The following is a 19,932-nucleotide window of genomic DNA, read 5'->3' on the forward strand; positions in this document are numbered from 1 at the left end:
GTGTATTTATTGTTATTGAGTTAAACAAAAGTTAGATTTATATTTTCAAATGAAAACGCTGTGTATTAGATATTTGCTAAAGAATATTAGTAGACTTTAGGCAATAATAAGGTTACCATTGAGCACTGTCCAATGGCAAGAAAAACGATAAGTATCATTCAGAGAGAATCTAAAAGAATCGACGTTTTACAATAACTGATCTAATATTTCTCTAAATACTTTGTCAGCATGCTCTTGCATAATTTTGATATAATTGAATATAGGACGATTATTTTTCATACTATGCCCTATGCAATACTCTATTTTTTCAATTTGGATTCCTAAATTATATCCATGTTGTGCAAATGTCTTTCGAGCAGAATAGTAAGTAACCTTTTTGTTTATTCCAGAAAGTCGTGCCACCTTGTCTATATGTCGAAAAATCAAACTATATATCTGTCTATAAGATGAATATTTTCCAAATTTCAAATAACCTTCTCTAGTCAGATATTTATCTATGATAGTTTTTGCTTCAGGTTGTAGAGTAAATGCAATTTCATTCTCCCCTTTTTTGCTATTACGTGTTTTATGACGTACATATCGCATATACTTTTTATCCTTAAAATTATATGCCAATAAATCTCTCAAGTTGATGCCACCTAAATAATAAGTAAGCATAAAAATATCTCTTACTATGGATTGAGAAGGTTTAAAAAGACGAGTATCTCGTATTCTTTTTAATTCATCTACTGACAAATCAAGTTCTCGTACATTACTTGCAGGCATTTTAAAGAGGATAAAAGGATGGATAGAGTAAGTTACATAGTTCATTTTACCTGCATAATTCAATACTACTTTTATCAAAGTCAGATATATCCTGATGGTGGTATCGGCCAAATTCTCTTCGCGAAGAACTTTTGCGAATTCTTGTATATGAAGAGGAGTCAATTGTATTATAGGAAAATCTCCTTTCATATACTTAATTAATCTCTCTGTAGCTATCTTGTAGAGTTTATAAGATTTCTCTCGCTCTTCTCCTTTCATAAAATCCATATATTCTTTTGCTACAGTTTGAAAAGTGATTCCTTTTTTCTTTTGTTCATAAGTAATAATACGTATAAGTTCGGTACATGAAATTGTAGATAAATAGCTGATTGATGTAACAATTTCCTCATACTCGTTTATTAACTTTCGAAGGCAGACGTTTATATTGGAAGCATTCTCATGTCTTACTACTCTACCATTTTTCAGTTGACTGGCAGAATCTAAAGTAAACTGGGTAGATATATATCTAGTTTGCGAATGATGTGCTACTGCTATCCTTATCCTATGTCTGCCATTTGATAATTTTTTGGTTGGAACAATTACAATTGAAAAACTCGCCATATCGTTTTTAGGTTTATAAATTACTATTTTCCATACAATAAAATAGAAACAAAAAGGTTCATCACCATTAGTCGCTAATTAAAAATCGGGCTCACAGCATGGAATATCGTGCAAAAGACGGTATTTTCCATGCATTTGTACGATTCTGCATTGGTATATTTTGATTAAGTCGTTATGTTTGCAACACTTTTTCACAAGCGAAATGTGAAAGGCTTCTTTAAAAAAGAGAATCTAACTTTTGTTTAAATTAATATTTTGAAGTATGATAAACTATGGAAAACACTACCTCTCATCTGTAGTCATCGGAAAGGATGAATTCCGGGGACTAGCCTTTATTACTAATGGAGAATCTATAAATGAAAATATATTTGTTTAACTTTAAAAAACATGGTATGAAAATAAACTATGTAACGGCTGCTTTTGCTCTGCTGCTTTTGGCGGGATGCAGTAATGACGTGAAAGAATCTGATATCAAATTTGCAGGAGAAACAGGTGCAAAAGTTTCTTTTAGTGCAGTGATTAATAATCAGGAGGCAAGTGAACTTAAGACTAGGGCTACGGAAACAAGTTGGGAAATGGGCGACTTGGTTGGAATTACATGCGGATCCCGGCAGGTGAATATTGAGTATGAATATACCGGTGGTGAAAATAGCTTGTTCGCCGCAAAAAGTGGATATGCTGAAGATATCTGGGTATTAGGTACTCAAGAATATGATGTGACAGCTTATTATCCGTTCACAGGAACATCAGGTACGGAAGCTGAAACCATTGAAGTGTCTACTGATAGTGAAAATCAGGCTACAGCAGAAAAACGTGAACAGATTGACTTTCTTTATGCATCAGGAAAGGCAACTGCCGAAACTCCCAATGTAAAATTAGCATTTAATCATGTAATGAGTCGTATCAAACTGACTTTTACAGCTGGTACGAATGTTACATTGTCGGATATCACATGCTACCTTATTAATTTGAAGAAGAACGGGACATTTAATCCGAATACAGGAGAAACAACTGTAAGTACAGAATCTGTAACGTCGGATGATGATATTGTATGGACTAAAATAGGTGCAGCTGATAATTATACGATACAGGCTATCTTATTACCGCAAACTCCACAGAAAGAAGTTTATATCCAAGCAGGAATGAACGGATATTATTACGAAGTTCACTTTCCGAATTTGACAAAATTGGAGCCTGGGGTTTCTTATAATTATACTATTCAAGCTAATGAGTATAAAGATAATCCTTTTGTATTAACTATTACCGAAGAGACACAAATCATTGGATGGAAAAATGAAGATGGCGGAACAGTTGAGTCAGATCCGAGTGTAGCAGGAACAGGTACGAACATCACTAATCCAAGCTGGAATATCACAGAAGAAACTATTACTCCCACATCCAAAAAATGATATTTTGAATAAAACGAAAGAATTACTAATAACTAAATAAAATCTGATTTATGAAAGTATATAACTATATATCAATGCTTCTTCTTGGAGTAGTGTCCTTGGCTTCTTGTTCGCAGGATGACGGGATAGAAGGTGAAAATATGGGAACTTTACAAGGCTTCCAAATCAGCGTATCTGAAGATGGCTTTCAAGCTGTAAATGCTCCTGGAACGCGGGCTACGGAGAATAATTATACAACTAAATTTTCCGAAGGCGATATGATTGGTATTTTCGCAGTCAAAGGTGAAAATATTGTTGAAGATATAAATAACCGCCAATTTACGTATCAGGATGGGGAATGGGTGTTGACCGATGGTGAAGATGCTATAGAATATAAAGGTTCGGAGTTCTCTAAAATGAACTTTTATGCTTATTATCCCTATGACTCTAAAGTTACTTTCGAACCTGCGAATGATGATCCTTTCGCTACATATGTCAGCAATTGGAAAGTTGGAGCAGACCAAAGTGGTGATAACTATACCAAGTATGATTTGATGACAAGCACAGGGACTGTACAAGGTGACCGCTTGAAAGGGTCAATAGCTTTTACCATGCAGCATAGAATGGCGATGGCTGTGATACAAATGCCTGAAAAGGTGTATACCTTTACAAATACGGATGTAACACTGGAAGATTATAAATTGCCTGTAACTGTAGGTTCTTTTACTATAGATAATGTGGAGGCATCTCCTTATTATCAGGCAAGTACAGATACTTATCGCTTTTTGGTGAAACCCAATACGGCTTTTTCTATCAAAGGGACTTATACTGGAGCACAAGAAATGGATTATGCTGCTAACGGTACTTTGGAAAGTGGAACTGCAAAAAAATATGTGATCGAGGACACAAATAAGAGCTCACATCTTTTGGCTGTAGGAGACTATTATTGTGCAGATGGTTCTATTGTCAGCAAAGATGTAGAAACTGCACCAGACAATGTAATCGGTATTGTATATCATGTAGGTAATCCGCAACCGTCAATAACAACTCCTGCTACATATACAGAAACAAATGATGCATTGCGTCGTGATTATCCAAGCTGTACGCATGGACTCGTACTGGCTACAACTTACCCATCAGTTGGTGGAACACAAACTGCTGCATTTTCAACTAATAGAGATGTGTTTTTTGGCGGCTGGTATTCAACGGATGAAGATTGGTCGGATAAATTTGTAGCTTGTACAACATATAATACTTCCATTGCAGCATATTTGGGATATAACAATACGGTATTAATGACGATGTCTCCCAATACATTGGTGTGCGACAAGGCTGTAAGTTATGTTGAGGCTTATCGTGAAGCAGTTTCCGTGCCTGCTTCTGCCTCTAGCTGGTATCTTCCCTCTTTATACGAATTAGATGAACTCGTAAATGTTATATCTACCGTTCAAGAAAGTATTAAAAACGCAGGTGGAGAGACCCTGGCTGTAGGTAGTCGTCATTGGAGTAGTAATGAACGTACAGGAAATACAACGGTAATATATCAGCATCTACTTCAGGCTACAGGAGCATACCTGGTTGATAAATATCGAAACCAAGGAGGAGCAGCTGGTTATTTCCCTATGATGCTTGCATTTTAAAAGCATCAGGATAATTTGCTATAAAAAATATGTTGAGGAGGTTGTCTAAAATAAATGGAGCGACTCTTTCAATATGCGATTAAAAAACTATTATGAGTGATAAATATGAATAAGAAAAACTTAATAAAAGGAACTGCTCTTCCTGTCGCACTGTTTTTCTCCTTCGCCCTGCTTCCGAGTTTCGGTAATCAAGGACAAGTCTTTGCTGCCATGGACGTAGTCCAGCAGCAAGGCTTCATCAAAGGAACGGTGGTAGATGATAAAGGCGAACCGGTGATCGGTGCGAATGTAGTTGTTGAAAGCACTAATATCGGTACAATCACCGATATTGATGGTGTGTTCAAAGTCAATGTACGCCCAGGTACAAAATTGAAAATATCCTTTATTGGGTATAGCGACCAGATAGTGGCGGCAAAGAAAGATATGCGGGTTGTGCTGGTCGAAGATGCTACTGCCTTGCAAGAGGTAGAAATCGTAGCTTATGGTGTGCAGAAAAAAGTGACTATGACCGGTGCGATTGCCAGTGTGAAGAGTGAGGCTTTGACACGTACATCTGTAGGTTCTGTTTCTAATGTATTGGGAGGTCAAATGACAGGTTTGACTACTGTACAGTATTCCGGTGAGCCGGGTTCGGATGCAGCAGATATTTTTATCCGTGGTAAAGCAACGTGGGCAGATTCTACTCCATTGATACAAGTGGATGGCGTGGAACGTAGCATGAATGATATTGACCCGAATGAAATAGAGTCCATTTCTATCCTGAAAGATGCTTCGGCAACTGCTGTGTTTGGTGTTCGTGGTGCTAATGGTGTTATCTTGATAACCACTAAACGTGGTAGAGAAGGAAAGGCAAAAATTTCGTTTACTACTTCAGCTTCCGTATTGATGCCGACTAAGATGGTGGAGACGGCCAATTCGTATGACTATGCAACGTTTTATAATCAGATGCGTGCCAATGATGGGAAAGAAGCAATGTTTAGTGATGCGGTAATTCAGAAATTTAAGGATGGATCTGATCCTATTCGTTTCCCAAGTATTAACTGGGTCGATTATATCATGGGAGATGCCACCTTGCAAAGTCAACATAATGTTAATATCTCCGGAGGTACGGATAAAGTACGTTATTTCATCTCTGCCGGTGCTTATACACAAGGGGGACTTTTCAATGAATTTCAGTTACCTTATAACATCAGTTATCAGTATCGTCGGTTCAACTACCGAAGTAATCTGGATATGGATGTGACAAAAACAACCACTCTGTCTTTTAATGTGGCGGGTAATGTTAATTCTTCTGATAAACCACGTACAAGTCAGGGCTCATCGGGTATGGTGAAAAATATCTATTATGCCACTCCATTCAAAAGTGCCGGTTTTGTAAATGATAAATTGGTTTACACTACAACTGATAGCTATGATGATGGAATGAGCCTGCCTTTTACTGGTGATATCGACCCATTTACTTACTATGGAGGTGGTGCTACTCGCACTAGTAATAACTCATTGAACGCTGACCTTGTTCTGGATCAGAAATTGGATTTTATCACGAAGGGACTTTCATTCAAATTGAAAGGATCTTATAATAGTTCATTCACTGTTTACAAATATCTATCCGGTGGAACAGAAATGACTTATAACCCTGTATTGTCAAGTGAGGGGATAGTAAATCTGCGCCCTGTGGATGGGAGTAAGTATACAGATGTAAGTTATAGTAGTGGTACAGGTAAATCGCGTGATTGGTATATGGAGGCAGGATTGAATTACAATCGTTCTTTCGGAAACCACAATGTAGGTGCATTGTTACTTTACAATCAATCCAAAGAATATTATTATTCAAATACAGAATATCCGGATGTTCCGCGTGGTTATGTCGGACTGGTAGGACGTGTCACTTATGACTGGAAGAATCGTTATATGATTGAAGCTAATATGGGTTATAACGGTTCTGAGAACTTTGCTCCGGATAAACGTTTTGCACTTTTTCCTGCAGGTTCTGTGGGTTGGGTGATGAGCGAAGAAAATTGGTTTCAACGTGCAAAACCGTTCGTTAGTTTCTTGAAATTACGTGCTAGTTTCGGATTGGTAGGTAATGACAAGATCAGTGGTAGCCGGTTTATGTATACGGCTGACCCGTATAGCGTTAACTTAAATGATTTAACCAATCGATATGCAAGTTCTTCCGGTAGTGGTGGCTATGGCTATTTTTTCGGAACGGACGGTCTGAATGTTACAACTAGCAAAGGAGCCTACGAAAAATCAAAAAATAATCCGGACGTATCATGGGAAAAAGCTTTCAAGCAGAATTACGGTATGGATATCAACTTCTTTGATGACCGGTTATCCGCTACAATCGAATATTACAAGGAACATCGTTGGGACATTCTGTTGCAGGATGGAACAGCGCCAGGTATGCTGGGATTTACCACACCATATTCAAATCTTGGGGAAGTGAAAAACTGGGGATGGGAATTATCACTGAAATGGAATGATAGAATAGGTAAGAATTTCCGTTATTGGGCAGGGATTAATCTCTCTTACAACCAGAATGAGATCATTGAACGTAAAGAATCACCGCAAGATTACGACTATCAGTATTTGAAAGGTCACCGCATTGGTTCGCGTAGCCAGTATGTTTTTTGGCGTTATTATGATGAAAGTACTCCCGAACTGTATGAAAAGACATTCAATCGTCCATTCCCAACACATTCAGTAGACTTGAAAAATGGGGATGCTGTGTATGTTGACTTAAATGGTGACCGTCAAATAGACTCTAACGATATGAGCTACGACTATGGATTTACGGATGATCCGGAATATATGGTTGGTCTTAATTTCGGATTTGCCTGGAAGAATTGGGAAGTAAATACACAGTGGACAGGGGCTTGGAATGTAAGCCGTATGATTTCAGATGTATTCCGTCAGCCCTTTGTCTCTTCTGCTACCAAGACCGGGGGTGGTCTGTTGGCCTACCATTTGACCAATACATGGACTACAGAGAATCCTTCGCAGAATGCGGAATATCCTCGTGCAACTTGGGATAATGCGGACAATAACTATGCCACTTCTACACTGTATGAGAAAGATGCCAAGTACTTGCGTCTGAAAACGCTTACCGTGTCTTATAACTTCCAGTTTCCTTTCATGAAGAGATTAGGATTGAACACCTGTCAATTGGCATTCAGTGGTTACAATCTGTTGACGTTTACCCCATACCTTTGGGGAGATCCGGAAGCAACAGCAAGTAATGCACCTTCCTATCCATTGACTAAGACCTATACAGTGAGTTTGAAATTAGGATTCTAACCGTTTTTAGAAAGAAAAAATATGAAACAACGATATAAATGGCTCGTCAGAGCAGTGATAGGGGGGATTCTTTGCATAGGTTCTGTATCCTGCGTGGACGAAATTAAATTTGGGAATAGCTTCCTTGATAAAGCACCGGGCGGAACGGCTACTAAAGATACGGTGTTTAACAGTGCTACCTATACGCGTCAATTTCTGAATTCCTGCTACAGTCGCCAATATTATGGACTGCCTTATGGAAATAGCTCGAATGTCGATTTCCCGGACTCATCTAATCCTTATCTGGGAAAGTTTGATGCGTTGACTGACTGTTGGCAACTTCATTATGAGTCTACTACCATTTACAATAGTTACTATAGTGGTACACACACAGCCAATTATGGAACGCGTGGTGATATCTTTGGGTACACTCGTGAGGTAGTGTGGCAGGTTGTACGCTGGTGTTGGTTGTTATTGGAGAATGTGGATAATGTACCGGGTATGAGCGATACAGAAAAAACAAAGATAAAAGCAGAAGCTAAGTGTATAATGGCTGCCCGCTATTTTGATATGTTCCGCCATTACGGAGGATTACCATTAGTTTACGAATCATTTTCCGGAACAGAATCAAGCTATAACTTACCGCGTGCTACTGTGGAGGAAACAGTAAAATATATGATTAACCTGTTGGATGAAGCTATTAATTCAGGAGGACTTGAATGGGCTTATACAGGAGCGGATGCTACTACTGAAACAGGACATTGGACAAAAGCCGGTGCAATGGCTCTGAAGTGTAAAATCTGGCAGTTTGCTGCTTCTCCTCTATTTAATGCCAGCCAGGGATATGCAGGCGGAAGCAGTGAAGCTGAACAACAACATCTGGTGTGGTACGGAAGCTATCGTTCAGAACTTTGGGACAACTGCTTGGCAGCCTGCAAGGAGTTCTTCAACGCTATGGCAGTGAATGGATTCTATCAGCTGAAAGAAGCAACAGGTGATACTCCTGCAGATTACCGCTATGCTTATCGTATGGGATATGTATTACTGAATAGTCCCGAAGTGCTACACTCTGTCCGTGTAAATGGGTATGAGACAACCGGTGGCTCTTCAAGTTATTTCTGGCATGCCTGGTGTAACAATGGTCGTAATTCATATACCCCCACACAAGAATATGTGGAAATGTTTCCTTGGGCAGATGGTACACCTTTCGATTGGGATAAGACTGAAGCAGAGGGTAAGTTGGATGAGATGTTTCTGAAAGGGACTTTTAAAGATGGAGAACAAACTCTTTCAGATCTTGATTTGACACGTGATCCACGTCTTTATGAATCGGCGATAGTGAACAATGTACCTGAAAATCTGGGATGGTCTTCTGCCAGCATGAGTGGTGACCCGTGGGAGCTTTGGGTAGGCGGCTCGGATGCCGGAACAAACTCTTTTCTGGAGAGTGGACGTTTTGCCACCGGTTACGAGAATATGAAATACTACTTGAGTGATAGTGATTATAATCGTCAGGGAGTACATTGGGTATATCTTCGTTTGTCCGACCTTTACTTGACTTATGCAGAAGCATTGCTTCAAGCCAACAATGATCTCCAAGGAGCTGTAAACCAAATTGATATTGTGCGTGCTCGTGTCGGACTGCCCGGACTTGTGAAATGTAATCCCGACAAGAATCTGCTTTCTGACAAAGACGCTTTATTGGAAGAACTATTACGTGAACGTGCCTGTGAATTAGGTTTGGAAGATAGCCGTTACTTTGACCTGGTTCGTTACAAACGTGCCGATCGATTCGAAACTCCTTTGCATGGATTGCTGATCTATCGCTTGGATAGCAATGGTTCACCTATAGAGAAAGCGTGGCGTGAAGGATCTGATAAAACTACAAGTAAGAATGGCGGTGCTTTGCAGCCTGTAAATTTTAGCTACAAGAAGTTCCAATTGAAAAACAGAACGCGTGTCTGGTGGACAAAAGGTTTTGATCCCAAGTGGTACCTTTCTCCGTTCCCACAGAGCGAAATCAACAAAGGATATGGATTGATTCAGAATCCGGGATGGTAATGAGGCAACAAATATGAATAACGATATTAGATAATGATATGAAGAAATATAAGATTCTGGTACTGGCTCTGTTGGCATGTTTAAGCATTCCGGGTGGAGCACAGAATACTGACAACAATATTACAGGTGTTGTTGTAGACAAATGGGGAAATCCTGTGTATGGAGCATCCGTACAAGTAGCAGGTTTACCGTCTGTCAGGGTAGAGACCGACAAGAATGGTAAATTTGAGATTGCTGCCGAGGCAGGGCGGAGTTTACAGGTGGTGACATCGGATAAAGGTTCTACCACTGTAAAGGTGGAGAAAAACGGAAAACCAGTGAGGATAGTGATGGATTATGGAGCGGAAACAATTGATGTAGGAGCCAATCGTACATTCACCCGTCACGAATCAACCGCAGCAGTTTCTACTGTGTATAACGAGGAATTCAACAAGCGTGCCTCAAAGGATATTTCTAATTCTCTTTTCGGACAAGGATTGGGACTAACCACTTTGCAAAATGCAGGTAACTACTCCACCGTGGAGCCTACCTTTTATATACGTGGCTTGCAGAGCTTGTCAAGCAGTTCACCGCTTATATTGGTAGATGGTTTGGAACGTGATATGAGCTTGATAACCCCGGAAGAAGTAGAATCAGTATCCATATTGAAAGATGCTGCCGCGGTAGCATTATATGGATACAAAGGTATTAATGGTGCTGTCCTGGTGACTACGAAACGTGGTAAATATAACACCAGAGAAGTGAACTTTACTTACGACCACGTGACGAACTTCCAAGTGCGTCGTCCGGAGTTTGCGGATGCTGCAACCTATGCTGAAGCAATCAATGAAGCACGTGGCTATGAAGGATTGAGCGCACGTTATACTTCGGATGAAATTAATATGTTTCGTAATGGAACGGTGACAGGAAGCGGTATTGGTGCAAATATATCTGCCATGCTTCCTTATCTTTATCCGAATGTAGACTGGATTGATGAAACATTCAAAAACACAGGTATATCAAATAAATATACCATTGAGTTCCGAGGTGGAGGTAATAAGTTTCGTTACTACACGATGGTTGGATTACTAACCGATAAAGGTTTCATAAAGAATGCCAATATGAACGATGGATACTCTACGCAAGATAAATATTCTCGTGCCAACTTGCGTTCGAATTTGGATATCGATTTGACGAATACGACTAAATTGAAGTTGAATATTCTGGGTACATTGGCGGAATCAAGTCGTCCGGGAGCTTCGGCAGATTTGTGGAATATGGTTTACTCATTGCCTCCCTCTGCTTTCCCCGTACGTACAGAAGATGGAACTTGGGGCGGTAATTCCACTTGGGCAGGCACATTAAATCCTGTGGCACAGTCACAAGGCGCGGCCTATAGTAAGGGACATACACGTAGTTTGTTTGCTGATTTGACTTTATCACAAGACTTATCTGGTTTCGTAAAAGGATTAGGAGTTGATTTGCGTTTGGCCTATGATAACTATTCGTCTATCTGGGAAGACCATAGTAAGACTTATTCCTATAAAGGGTATACGGCCAGTTGGACAGACCCTAGTGCCGGTGGTCCGATGTATACTACTGTTACGGGTGGTACGCCTAGCGAAATGTCAACCAGTGCTAATACAAACGATTGGACACGCCAGTTTAACTTTTCCGGTAATATTAACTACAACCGCTCGTTTGGTAAACATGATCTCTATTCTCAATTGAAGTGGGAGTATGAATATCGCGACAGTTACGGGTTAAACACTACCATCTACCGTCAGAATGTGTCATGGTATACTCACTACGGGTTCAATAAACGGTATTATGTAGATTTGGCACTGTTGGGCTCTGAATCGAGCCTGTTGGCACCGGGACATAAGTGGGCTTTTTCACCCACCATCTCTGCAGCTTGGGTGCTTTCGGAAGAGAACTTCCTGAAGAACACTTCGTGGATTGATTTATTAAAACTACGGGCTTCATTTGGCGTTATCAATGCCGATTATCTTCCTAAAGATGGAAGCAATACGGTTTATGACTATTGGGATCAGATTTATTCGACTTCCGGTACAATGTATCGTTTTGATTCCGGTTACAACTCTGCTTTCGGAAGTACGTATGTCAGTCGTTTAGCAACTGTAAATTCTACCCATGAAAAGGCTTATAAATATAATGTAGGTATTGATGCCACCTTGTTTAAAGGGTTGAATTTGACGTTGGAAGGCTATTATCAACGTAGAAAAGATATTTGGGTATCTTCCGAAGGGCAGTATTCCACAGTATTGGGTATGGATGCTCCTTTTGAGAACGCAGGTATTGTAGATAGTTGGGGCACGGAGATTGGTCTGGACTATACCAAACGGATAGGTAATTTAGTTTTTAACATCGGAGGTAATTTTGCCTGGAATCGGAATGAGATTAAAGAACAGTTAGAAGAACCACGTCTATATAACAATTTGGTGCAAACCGGTCATCGGTTGGGACAAGTTTATGGAATGATAGCAGAGGGCTTTTTCAAAGATAAAGAGGATATAGCAAATAGTCTTACACAGAATTTCAGTACGGTAGTACCAGGCGATATTAAATATAAAGATGTAAATGGTGATGGCATCATTGATTCCAACGACCAGACAGCTATTGGATATAGCACTACTGCTCCTGAAATTTATTATTCATTCCATTTGGGAGCTGAATGGAAAGGACTTGGTTTCGATGCCATGTTCCAGGGCGCTGGTAATTACTCTGCCGTATTGAATACAAAAAGCGTGTTCTGGCCATTAATCAGCAACTCGTCTCTTTCTACTCACTATTATGAAAATCGTTGGACGCCGGAGAATCAGAATGCTAAATATCCGCGTCTGAGTTCAGAAAGTAATGCTAATAATTATCAGACTAATACCATTTGGCTGGCTGACCGTTCATTTTTGAAATTACGTAACCTGGAAGTCTACTACAAATTTCCCAAACGTTTGATGGAGCGTACTAAAATATTAGGTAGTGCCAAGTTGTATGTCCGTGGAGTAGACTTACTTTGTTTTGACCACATTGATGTGGCGGATCCGGAATCTTACGGTGCGACAAACCCGCTGAATAAGAGCGTGGTAGTTGGTGTGACAATAGGTTTTTAATCACTAAAAACAATGCGAAAGAATGAAACTGAATAAATTGATATATAGTGTTCTGGGCATCTTTGCTCTTTCCTCTTGTGCGGACAATATGGAATATAAAGAATACAGTAATTATGACGCGAATTATGTGAAACGTACTTTTGGTGATGTGGGCGGTTTAGTGTCCAACATTTATCAAGAACTCGACACTGACTTCGGTAACTATAGCGGGGCTGTTTTAGGCTCTGCTACGGATGAAGCGGAATATGCCTATACAGGAAATTCGATTGAGTATTTCTACAATGGTTCCTGGAGTCCGACAAATGCACAAAGCAGTATGTGGACTGCCTGTTATAAGGCTATTGCCGATTGTAATCTCTATTTAGAAGAGTTTACGGGACTGACTTTTTCTGATTATGAACAAATATCAGATTATAAAGCGGAAATGTACCGTTATAACAATTACCAATATGAAGTTCGTTTTTTGAGAGCTTATTTCTATTTCAATCTGGTGCGACAATACGGTGATGTTCCTTTTACGGATCATGTATTGTCAACGAGTGAGGTCAACTCACTTACTCGTACACCTGCGCAGGATATTTTTGATTACATCATTTCCGAATGTGATGCAATCAAAAATGATATTATCCCTGACTATACCAAATTGGGAGATTTAATGCCTTCAGGTGAATCAACAGAGACAGGTAGAGCTAACAAACGTGCCGTGTTGGCACTCAAAGCGCGTACTGCCCTTTATGCAGCGAGTCCATTGTTTAATCCGGACAATAATAAAGAATTATGGTATCGTGCTGCGACGGCATGCAAAGAACTGATTGATGCTTGTGACGAAGCCAAGATGAAATTAATCAGTGAATATGAAACTCTGTGGAGTGCAACAAGCTATAATGATGCTATTGATGAACTTATTTTTGGAAAACGCGCTTCGACCGGTACCAACTCATTCGAAAAATATAATTTTCCCATTGGATTGGAAAATTGTAAGGGAGGAAACTGTCCTACACAAACGTTAGTAGATGCATACGAGTTTCAGGCAACCGGCTTAAGACCGGATGAAACTACTGGTTATGATAAGAATCAACCTTATTATGAAGGACGTGACCCGAGATTTGAAAAAACAATAGCTAAAAATGGCGATACAAAGTGGCCGAACTGGAATGAAACAGCTTTGGAAACCTATACGAGTGGAGCAAATGGTGAACCTTTAAGTGGAGGTACTCCTACCAGTTACTATTTGAAAAAGTATTGTCAGGCTGCGGTAAATACAACTTCTGCAAGTGCTTCTACATCTTATCATACATGGATTACGTTCCGTTTGGGTGAGTTTTATTTGAACTATGCGGAAGCATTGTTCAAGTATTTCGATAATCCTTATACAAAAGATCCTGAATTTGGAGTTTCTGCCAATGATATGGTGAATAAGACTCGTATTCGGGTTAAGATGCCGGAATTTCCTACCGGTATGACTAATGAAAATTGGTGGAAGAAGTATAAAAACGAACGTATGGTAGAGCTTGCTTTTGAAGGACATCGTTTTTGGGATGTACGCCGTTGGAAAGAAGCGGATACTTATTTCAAGAGCATTGATGAAATGAAAATCACTAAAAATTCAGATGGTTCGTTTAAATATACTCGTAATACGGTGAGTCGGCAGTGGGATGACAAGATGTATCTATTCCCGATTCCGCAGAGCGAAAGAGGGAAGAATCCTAACTTAGTGCAAAATCCGGGATGGTAAATGATTATTAAACAAAAAAGGTACTGAATATGAAGAAGATATTATATACAATAGGATTGTTGGGCTTGCTGATGTCAGGTGCTTGCTCGGAAAGTGATCCTATAGTCGACGACAGTAATAATTCAAACCAACCGGAGGAAGTCTTGCCAGACTTGCCAACGGAGGTAATCACAGGTAGTCGCGCAATGTGGGTTAGTTATGATCCTATGTCAAGTTCTGATGTAAACAATGCAACAGGTATTTCGTCTGCATTAATAAGTTGGAGATTACTGTTGACTGATCCGGCGAATACGGCTTTTGATATTTATAAATCGGAAAATGGTGGTACAGAAGTAAAGCTGAATGAGGAAGCGATTACAAATACTACTTGTTGGACGGATGCAGATATTGATCCGGATAAGAATAGTTATTATCGAGTGACACTGGCTGGTCAGACAGAAACGCTTTGTGACTATACCTTTACCTCTCAAATGGCAACCAAATTCTATCATGAAATTGTCTTAAATACGAACGTGCCGGATTTATCATTAACATACTCTCCGGATGATATTCAGGTAGGCGATCTGGATGGTGACGGTGAATTGGAAATTGTTGTGAAAAGAGAACCGTATGACGGAGCTAATCAAGGTGGATGGCGTAATGGTACCACTTTGCTTGAAGCGTATAAGATGAACGGTACGTTATTATGGCAAATAGACTTAGGTATAAATATTCGTTCCGGTTCGCATTATACTTCTTATATATTATATGATTTTGATGGAGATGGTTTGTGTGAAATCGCATTCCGTTCGTCCGAAGGAACGAAGTTCGGTAATGGTAAACAAATTACTGATGCCAATGGAAATGTGAATGATTATCGTATACGTGACACGAATGGTGTGGGTTGGTATTCGGGAGCAAGTCTGTATACTACTTGTGGATTGATATTGGAAGGCCCTGAATATATTTCTATTTGCCGTGGATATGACGGTTGCGAAATCACGCGTGTTACTAATATACCTCGTGGCAAAGAAGATGAGTCTAAAACCTCTCGTGCTCAATATTGGAATAGCTATTGGGGAGATGATTATGGAAACCGTATGGACCGCTTCTTTATTGGTGTGGCTTATCTGGACGGTATACCAGACGAAACAACAGGGGTGAGAACATCCAATCCCAGTCTGATTATCAGTAGAGGTATTTACGCGAACTGGCAGGTGTGGGCATTCGACTTGAAAGGAGGCGAACTGGTGAACCGTTGGAAATTTGATACAGCCGACCATGATGATAAATGGAAAGCGATGTGTTCACATTGTTTCCGTGTGGCTGATTTGGATGGTGACGGAAAGGATGAAATATTATATGGATCAGCAGCTATTGACGATAATGGAGTAGAACTATGGTGTACGGGAAATGGTCATGGCGACTGTTTATATGTGGGTAAATTCATTCAAGACCGTGCAGGATTACAAATTGTAGCTTGTTTTGAGGAAGAGGAAACTTACAGTACACAAGGGCTTGGATACGGTTGTCAGGTGATTGATGCGCGAAATGGAAACCTGATTACCGGACATGGAGCAGGTAAAAATGGTGATGTGGGACGTTGTATCGTAGCAGATGTAGATCCGGATAGTCCGGGATTTGAATATTATTCGTCTTTACAGTCGGGTATGTACAGTTGTAGTAGTGGTAGAGTGGTTGCTACTGATTATCCGAAAGGAATTGGTAGTGGTGTGATGTATAATGCTGCTATTTATTGGAGTGGCCAGCCGACTAGAGAAATGTATGACCGTGCTTGTGTTGTTAGTTACAAGAACAATCCGGATGTAAACAAGACAAATAAAAATCGTTTGGTGTATTTCGGTATTTATGGTGCTAACGACGGAAATCACAGTACGAAATATAATCCTTGTTACTATGGCGATTTCCTGGGTGATTATCGTGAAGAAGTCATTTTAGGTTCGAGTGATGGTAAGTCTCTTTATATATTCTCTACTAACCATCCTACGACTCATCGTTTACCTCATTTGATGACAGACCACACTTATGATATGTCTCAAGCTATGCAGAATATGGGATATAACCAGGGGACTAATTTAGGTTACTACGTCGGTGCAGAAACGATGAAGAATGCAGAATAAGAAGAACTTTATTTGAAAGATTAGTTTGTAAGAAAGAACAATCCGGTCATCTTGTCGGGTTGTTCTTTTTTTGTATTTGCACGAATCGCCATATAAATGGATGATATTCCATTTCTTTATTAATCGGCTCTCCTTATTTTTGCAGTGTGACATAGCTTATTGACGTATGAAGAACATATTTCCTCTTTTGTTCCTTTTCATCACTTTGGGAATGAACATGAATGCACAAGACAATCAAGTTTCTGGGCTCAACGCCCGCCAGTTTCATAAATATTGGAAGGTCGAATCGGAGTCTCCTGATTATAAAGTGACATTTATCGGTGATACAGCCGAAATCGTTTCTCCCAAAGGGCTTACTCTCTGGCGAAAAGAAAAGATGAATGGACGGGTAACGATTGAATATGACGCGTGCGTAGTTGTAGAAAAAGAAGGAGACCGATTGAGTGATTTGAATTGTTTCTGGATGGCTTCGGATCCTACCTATCCTGATAATATCTGGAAACGTGAAAAGTGGCGTAACGGAATCTTTCTGAATTGTTATTCCCTGCAACTCTACTATATGGGATATGGCGGGAATTATAACTCCACTACGCGCTTTCGTCGTTATGACGGTAATGAAGCAGGGATTACAGATCCGAAAGTGCGTCCTGCTATATGGAAAGAATATACGGATGCCGATCATTTGCTAAAGGCAAATCACTGGTATCACATCAAGATAACCAATGAAGATAATAGGATTAGTTATTACATAGACGGCAAGCAACTGGTGGACTTCCGCGATGCCGAACCTCTGACTGAAGGATGGTTCGGCTTTCGTACCACCTTATCACGTACCCGCATTACGAACTTTCGTTATGAATGTTCACCGCAACAGACATCTGCCGTTCCTTTGCATTGGATAGGTGATACCCCTGAACAGGATAAAGCGGTAAGTTTCGGAGTTCCTTTTGATGAAGGAGATGTATTTCCTGCAACTCCGTTACAGCTAAAAGTGAATGAATATCAAAATCTTCCGGTGGATACCTGGCTATTAGCCTATTGGCCGGATGGTTCTGTGAAATGGAGTGGAGTTGCCGGAGTCATTCCTGCCGGGACAGAAAGATTGACATTAGAAAAAGCCTCTAAGAAAGTAAAAACTGCTAAAAAACAGCTTAAGGCTTCTATCTCTATTACTGAAACACCTGAAAATATTCAAGTAGAAACAGGAGCGCTTTCCGTATTTATTCCCCGGCACGGAGAGTTTCTGATTGATAGCTTGCTGTATAAAGGAACTAAAGTAGGGGAGAGAGCGCGTCTTGTCTGTAGTACTCAAAGTGAACCTGTTCTTGAAAATACCTCTCGGGTCTCCTTTTTTCATTATGCAGGAGAAATAAAGTCAGTAAGTATCGAACGTGCTGGTTCTGTGCGGACACTTGTCAAGCTGGAAGGTGTACATCGGAATAGGAATAAGGGAATTTCTACCGATAACTCTAACTCTGAAGATAACAGTCTGAATAATCGTGAGTGGCTTCCTTTTGTTGTCCGCCTCTATTTTTATGCTGGTAGTGAACAAATAAAAATGGTGCATAGCTTTGTCTATGACGGCGATCAGAAGATGGATTTCATCCGTAGTCTGGGCATTCGTTTCGATGTTCCGATGCGTGAAGCCCTGTATAATCGTCACGTCGCTTTTTCGTGTGCGGATGGAGGAGTCTGGAGTGAACCGGTGCAACCATTAGTGGGGCGACGTATGCTTACCATGCCACAGATACAAGATGAACCATCTCTGCAACAGCAACAGATGGAGGGCAAACGTATTCCTCCTTATGAAGCTTTTGACGAGAAAAATCGGGAATTGCTTAATGACTGGGCTTCATGGAATGACTACCGCCTGTCTCAACTTACGGCTGACGCATTCTCCATTCGTAAACGTACCAATGGTGATGCTCCCTGGATAGGGACTTTCTCCGGTACCCGTAGTGACGGTTATGCTTTTGCCGGTGATATAACAGGTGGGCTGGGACTTTGCCTGCATGACTTCTGGCAATCTTATCCGTCTTCTATCGAAATTTCAGATGCAAGAACTCCGGTTGCCACGCTTACTGCCTGGCTGTGGAGTCCGGATGCAGAACCGATGGACTTACGCCACTATGATAATGTGGCTCACGGCCTGAATGCCAGCTATGAAGATGTGCAGGAAGGAATGAGTACTCCCTATGGTATTGCCCGCACCACCACGCTCACTCTCGTTCCACAAGGAGGTTACACAGGAAAGAAAACTTTTGCGGATGACGCCCGACAGCTCTCTGCCACCAGCATATTAATGCCAACTCCGGAATACCTGCATAACCGTCGAGCCTTTGGAATATGGAGCCTCCCCGATCGCAGTACTTCTTTTCGTACCCGTGTGGAAGAGCGTCTGGACGCTTACATCCACTTCTACCAGAAAACCATTGAACAGAACAAATGGTATGGCTTCTGGAATTATGGTGATGTGATGCACGCTTATGATCCTATCCGTCATACCTGGCGTTATGATGTCGGAGGCTTTGCCTGGGATAATACGGAACTTGCTTCCAATATGTGGCTTTGGTATAATTTTCTCCGTACCGGTCGTGCCGACATCTGGCGTATGGCTGAAGCCATGACCCGGCATACGGGTGAAGTCGACGTTTATCACATCGGTCCGAATGCCGGATTGGGTAGCCGTCATAATGTGAGTCATTGGGGATGTGGTGCAAAAGAAGCACGAATCAGTCAGGCCGCCTGGAACCGTTTCTACTATTATCTCACCACTGACGAACGCTCTGGAGACTTAATGACCGAAGTCAAAGATGCCGACCATAAACTCTATGAACTAGACCCTATGCGTCTGGCTCAACCTCGCAGTGAATATCCTTGCACTGCACCTTCCCGTTTGCGTATCGGTCCCGACTGGCTGGCCTATGCAGGTAATTGGATGACAGAGTGGGAGCGTACAGGTAACACGGTTTATCGTGATAAAATCATAGCAGGAATGAAGAGTATTTCCGCCTTACCCAACCGCCTGTTTACCGGCCCAAAAGCTCTGGGATTTGATCCGGAAACAGGCATCATCACAACCGAATGTGATCCGAAATTGGAATCGACTAATCATTTAATGACGATCATGGGTGGATTTGAGATTGCCAATGAAATGATGCGTATGATTGATATGCCCGAATGGAAAGACGCCTGGCTTGACCATGCCGCACGTTACAAGAAGAAAGCATGGGA

Annotated in this window: 9 protein-coding genes; 8 read left to right on the plus strand and 1 reads right to left on the minus strand. The window is 40.8% G+C overall.

The annotated features are described in order from the left end of the window. Nucleotides 1-186: 186 nt before the first annotated feature. A complete protein-coding gene (locus ACT8YW_RS15545; RefSeq protein WP_444105982.1) occupies nt 187-1,365 on the minus strand; it encodes a tyrosine-type recombinase/integrase in 1,179 nt (392 codons plus the stop codon). 392 nt (nt 1,366-1,757) lie between these two features. Here ACT8YW_RS15545 and ACT8YW_RS15550 point away from each other — a divergent pair, with 392 nt between their 5' ends. The 8 genes from ACT8YW_RS15550 to ACT8YW_RS15585 form a co-directional block, all read left to right on the plus strand. Next, on the plus strand, nt 1,758-2,774 hold the full coding sequence (locus ACT8YW_RS15550) for a fimbrillin family protein (protein WP_444105984.1): 1,017 nt from the start codon (nt 1,758-1,760) through the stop codon (nt 2,772-2,774). Nucleotides 2,775-2,824: 50 nt separating this feature from the next. Then, nucleotides 2,825-4,393, plus strand: coding sequence for a fimbrillin family protein (locus ACT8YW_RS15555; protein ID WP_444105986.1), 1,569 nt, complete (start codon nt 2,825-2,827; stop codon nt 4,391-4,393). 105 nt (nt 4,394-4,498) lie between these two features. Beyond that, nucleotides 4,499-7,693, plus strand: coding sequence for a SusC/RagA family TonB-linked outer membrane protein (locus ACT8YW_RS15560; RefSeq protein WP_234131851.1), 3,195 nt, complete (start codon nt 4,499-4,501; stop codon nt 7,691-7,693). 21 nt (nt 7,694-7,714) lie between these two features. Then, nucleotides 7,715-9,733, plus strand: a complete 2,019-nt coding sequence (locus ACT8YW_RS15565) for a RagB/SusD family nutrient uptake outer membrane protein (RefSeq protein ID WP_444105988.1) — start codon at nt 7,715-7,717, stop codon at nt 9,731-9,733. Between the two features lie 38 nt (nt 9,734-9,771). After that, nucleotides 9,772-12,843, plus strand: a complete 3,072-nt coding sequence (locus tag ACT8YW_RS15570; protein WP_444105990.1) for a SusC/RagA family TonB-linked outer membrane protein — start codon at nt 9,772-9,774, stop codon at nt 12,841-12,843. Between the two features lie 22 nt (nt 12,844-12,865). Further along, nucleotides 12,866-14,578 carry a RagB/SusD family nutrient uptake outer membrane protein gene (locus ACT8YW_RS15575; protein WP_444105992.1) on the plus strand — a complete coding sequence of 571 codons (1,713 nt, stop codon included), beginning with the start codon at nt 12,866-12,868 and terminating at the stop codon, nt 14,576-14,578. Between the two features lie 29 nt (nt 14,579-14,607). After that, nucleotides 14,608-16,698: a rhamnogalacturonan lyase family protein gene (locus ACT8YW_RS15580; protein ID WP_444105994.1), complete on the plus strand. Its 2,091-nt coding sequence runs from the start codon at nt 14,608-14,610 to the stop codon at nt 16,696-16,698. A gap of 166 nt (nt 16,699-16,864) precedes the next feature. Beyond that, a partial coding sequence (locus ACT8YW_RS15585; RefSeq protein WP_444105996.1) for an exo-rhamnogalacturonan lyase family protein occupies nt 16,865-19,932 on the plus strand: 3,068 nt, incomplete at its 3' end.

The organism is Bacteroides sp. (assembly GCF_052357945.1).
Classification (GTDB): domain Bacteria; phylum Bacteroidota; class Bacteroidia; order Bacteroidales; family Bacteroidaceae; genus Bacteroides.

Coding starts and splice junctions, on each gene's coding strand:
- ACT8YW_RS15545 (WP_444105982.1), bottom strand. CDS start 1,365: ATGGCGAGTTTTTCAATTGTAATTGTTCCAACCAAAAAATTATCAAAT.
- ACT8YW_RS15550 (WP_444105984.1), top strand. CDS start 1,758: ATGAAAATAAACTATGTAACGGCTGCTTTTGCTCTGCTGCTTTTGGCG.
- ACT8YW_RS15555 (WP_444105986.1), top strand. CDS start 2,825: ATGAAAGTATATAACTATATATCAATGCTTCTTCTTGGAGTAGTGTCC.
- ACT8YW_RS15560 (WP_234131851.1), top strand. CDS start 4,499: ATGAATAAGAAAAACTTAATAAAAGGAACTGCTCTTCCTGTCGCACTG.
- ACT8YW_RS15565 (WP_444105988.1), top strand. CDS start 7,715: ATGAAACAACGATATAAATGGCTCGTCAGAGCAGTGATAGGGGGGATT.
- ACT8YW_RS15570 (WP_444105990.1), top strand. CDS start 9,772: ATGAAGAAATATAAGATTCTGGTACTGGCTCTGTTGGCATGTTTAAGC.
- ACT8YW_RS15575 (WP_444105992.1), top strand. CDS start 12,866: ATGAAACTGAATAAATTGATATATAGTGTTCTGGGCATCTTTGCTCTT.
- ACT8YW_RS15580 (WP_444105994.1), top strand. CDS start 14,608: ATGAAGAAGATATTATATACAATAGGATTGTTGGGCTTGCTGATGTCA.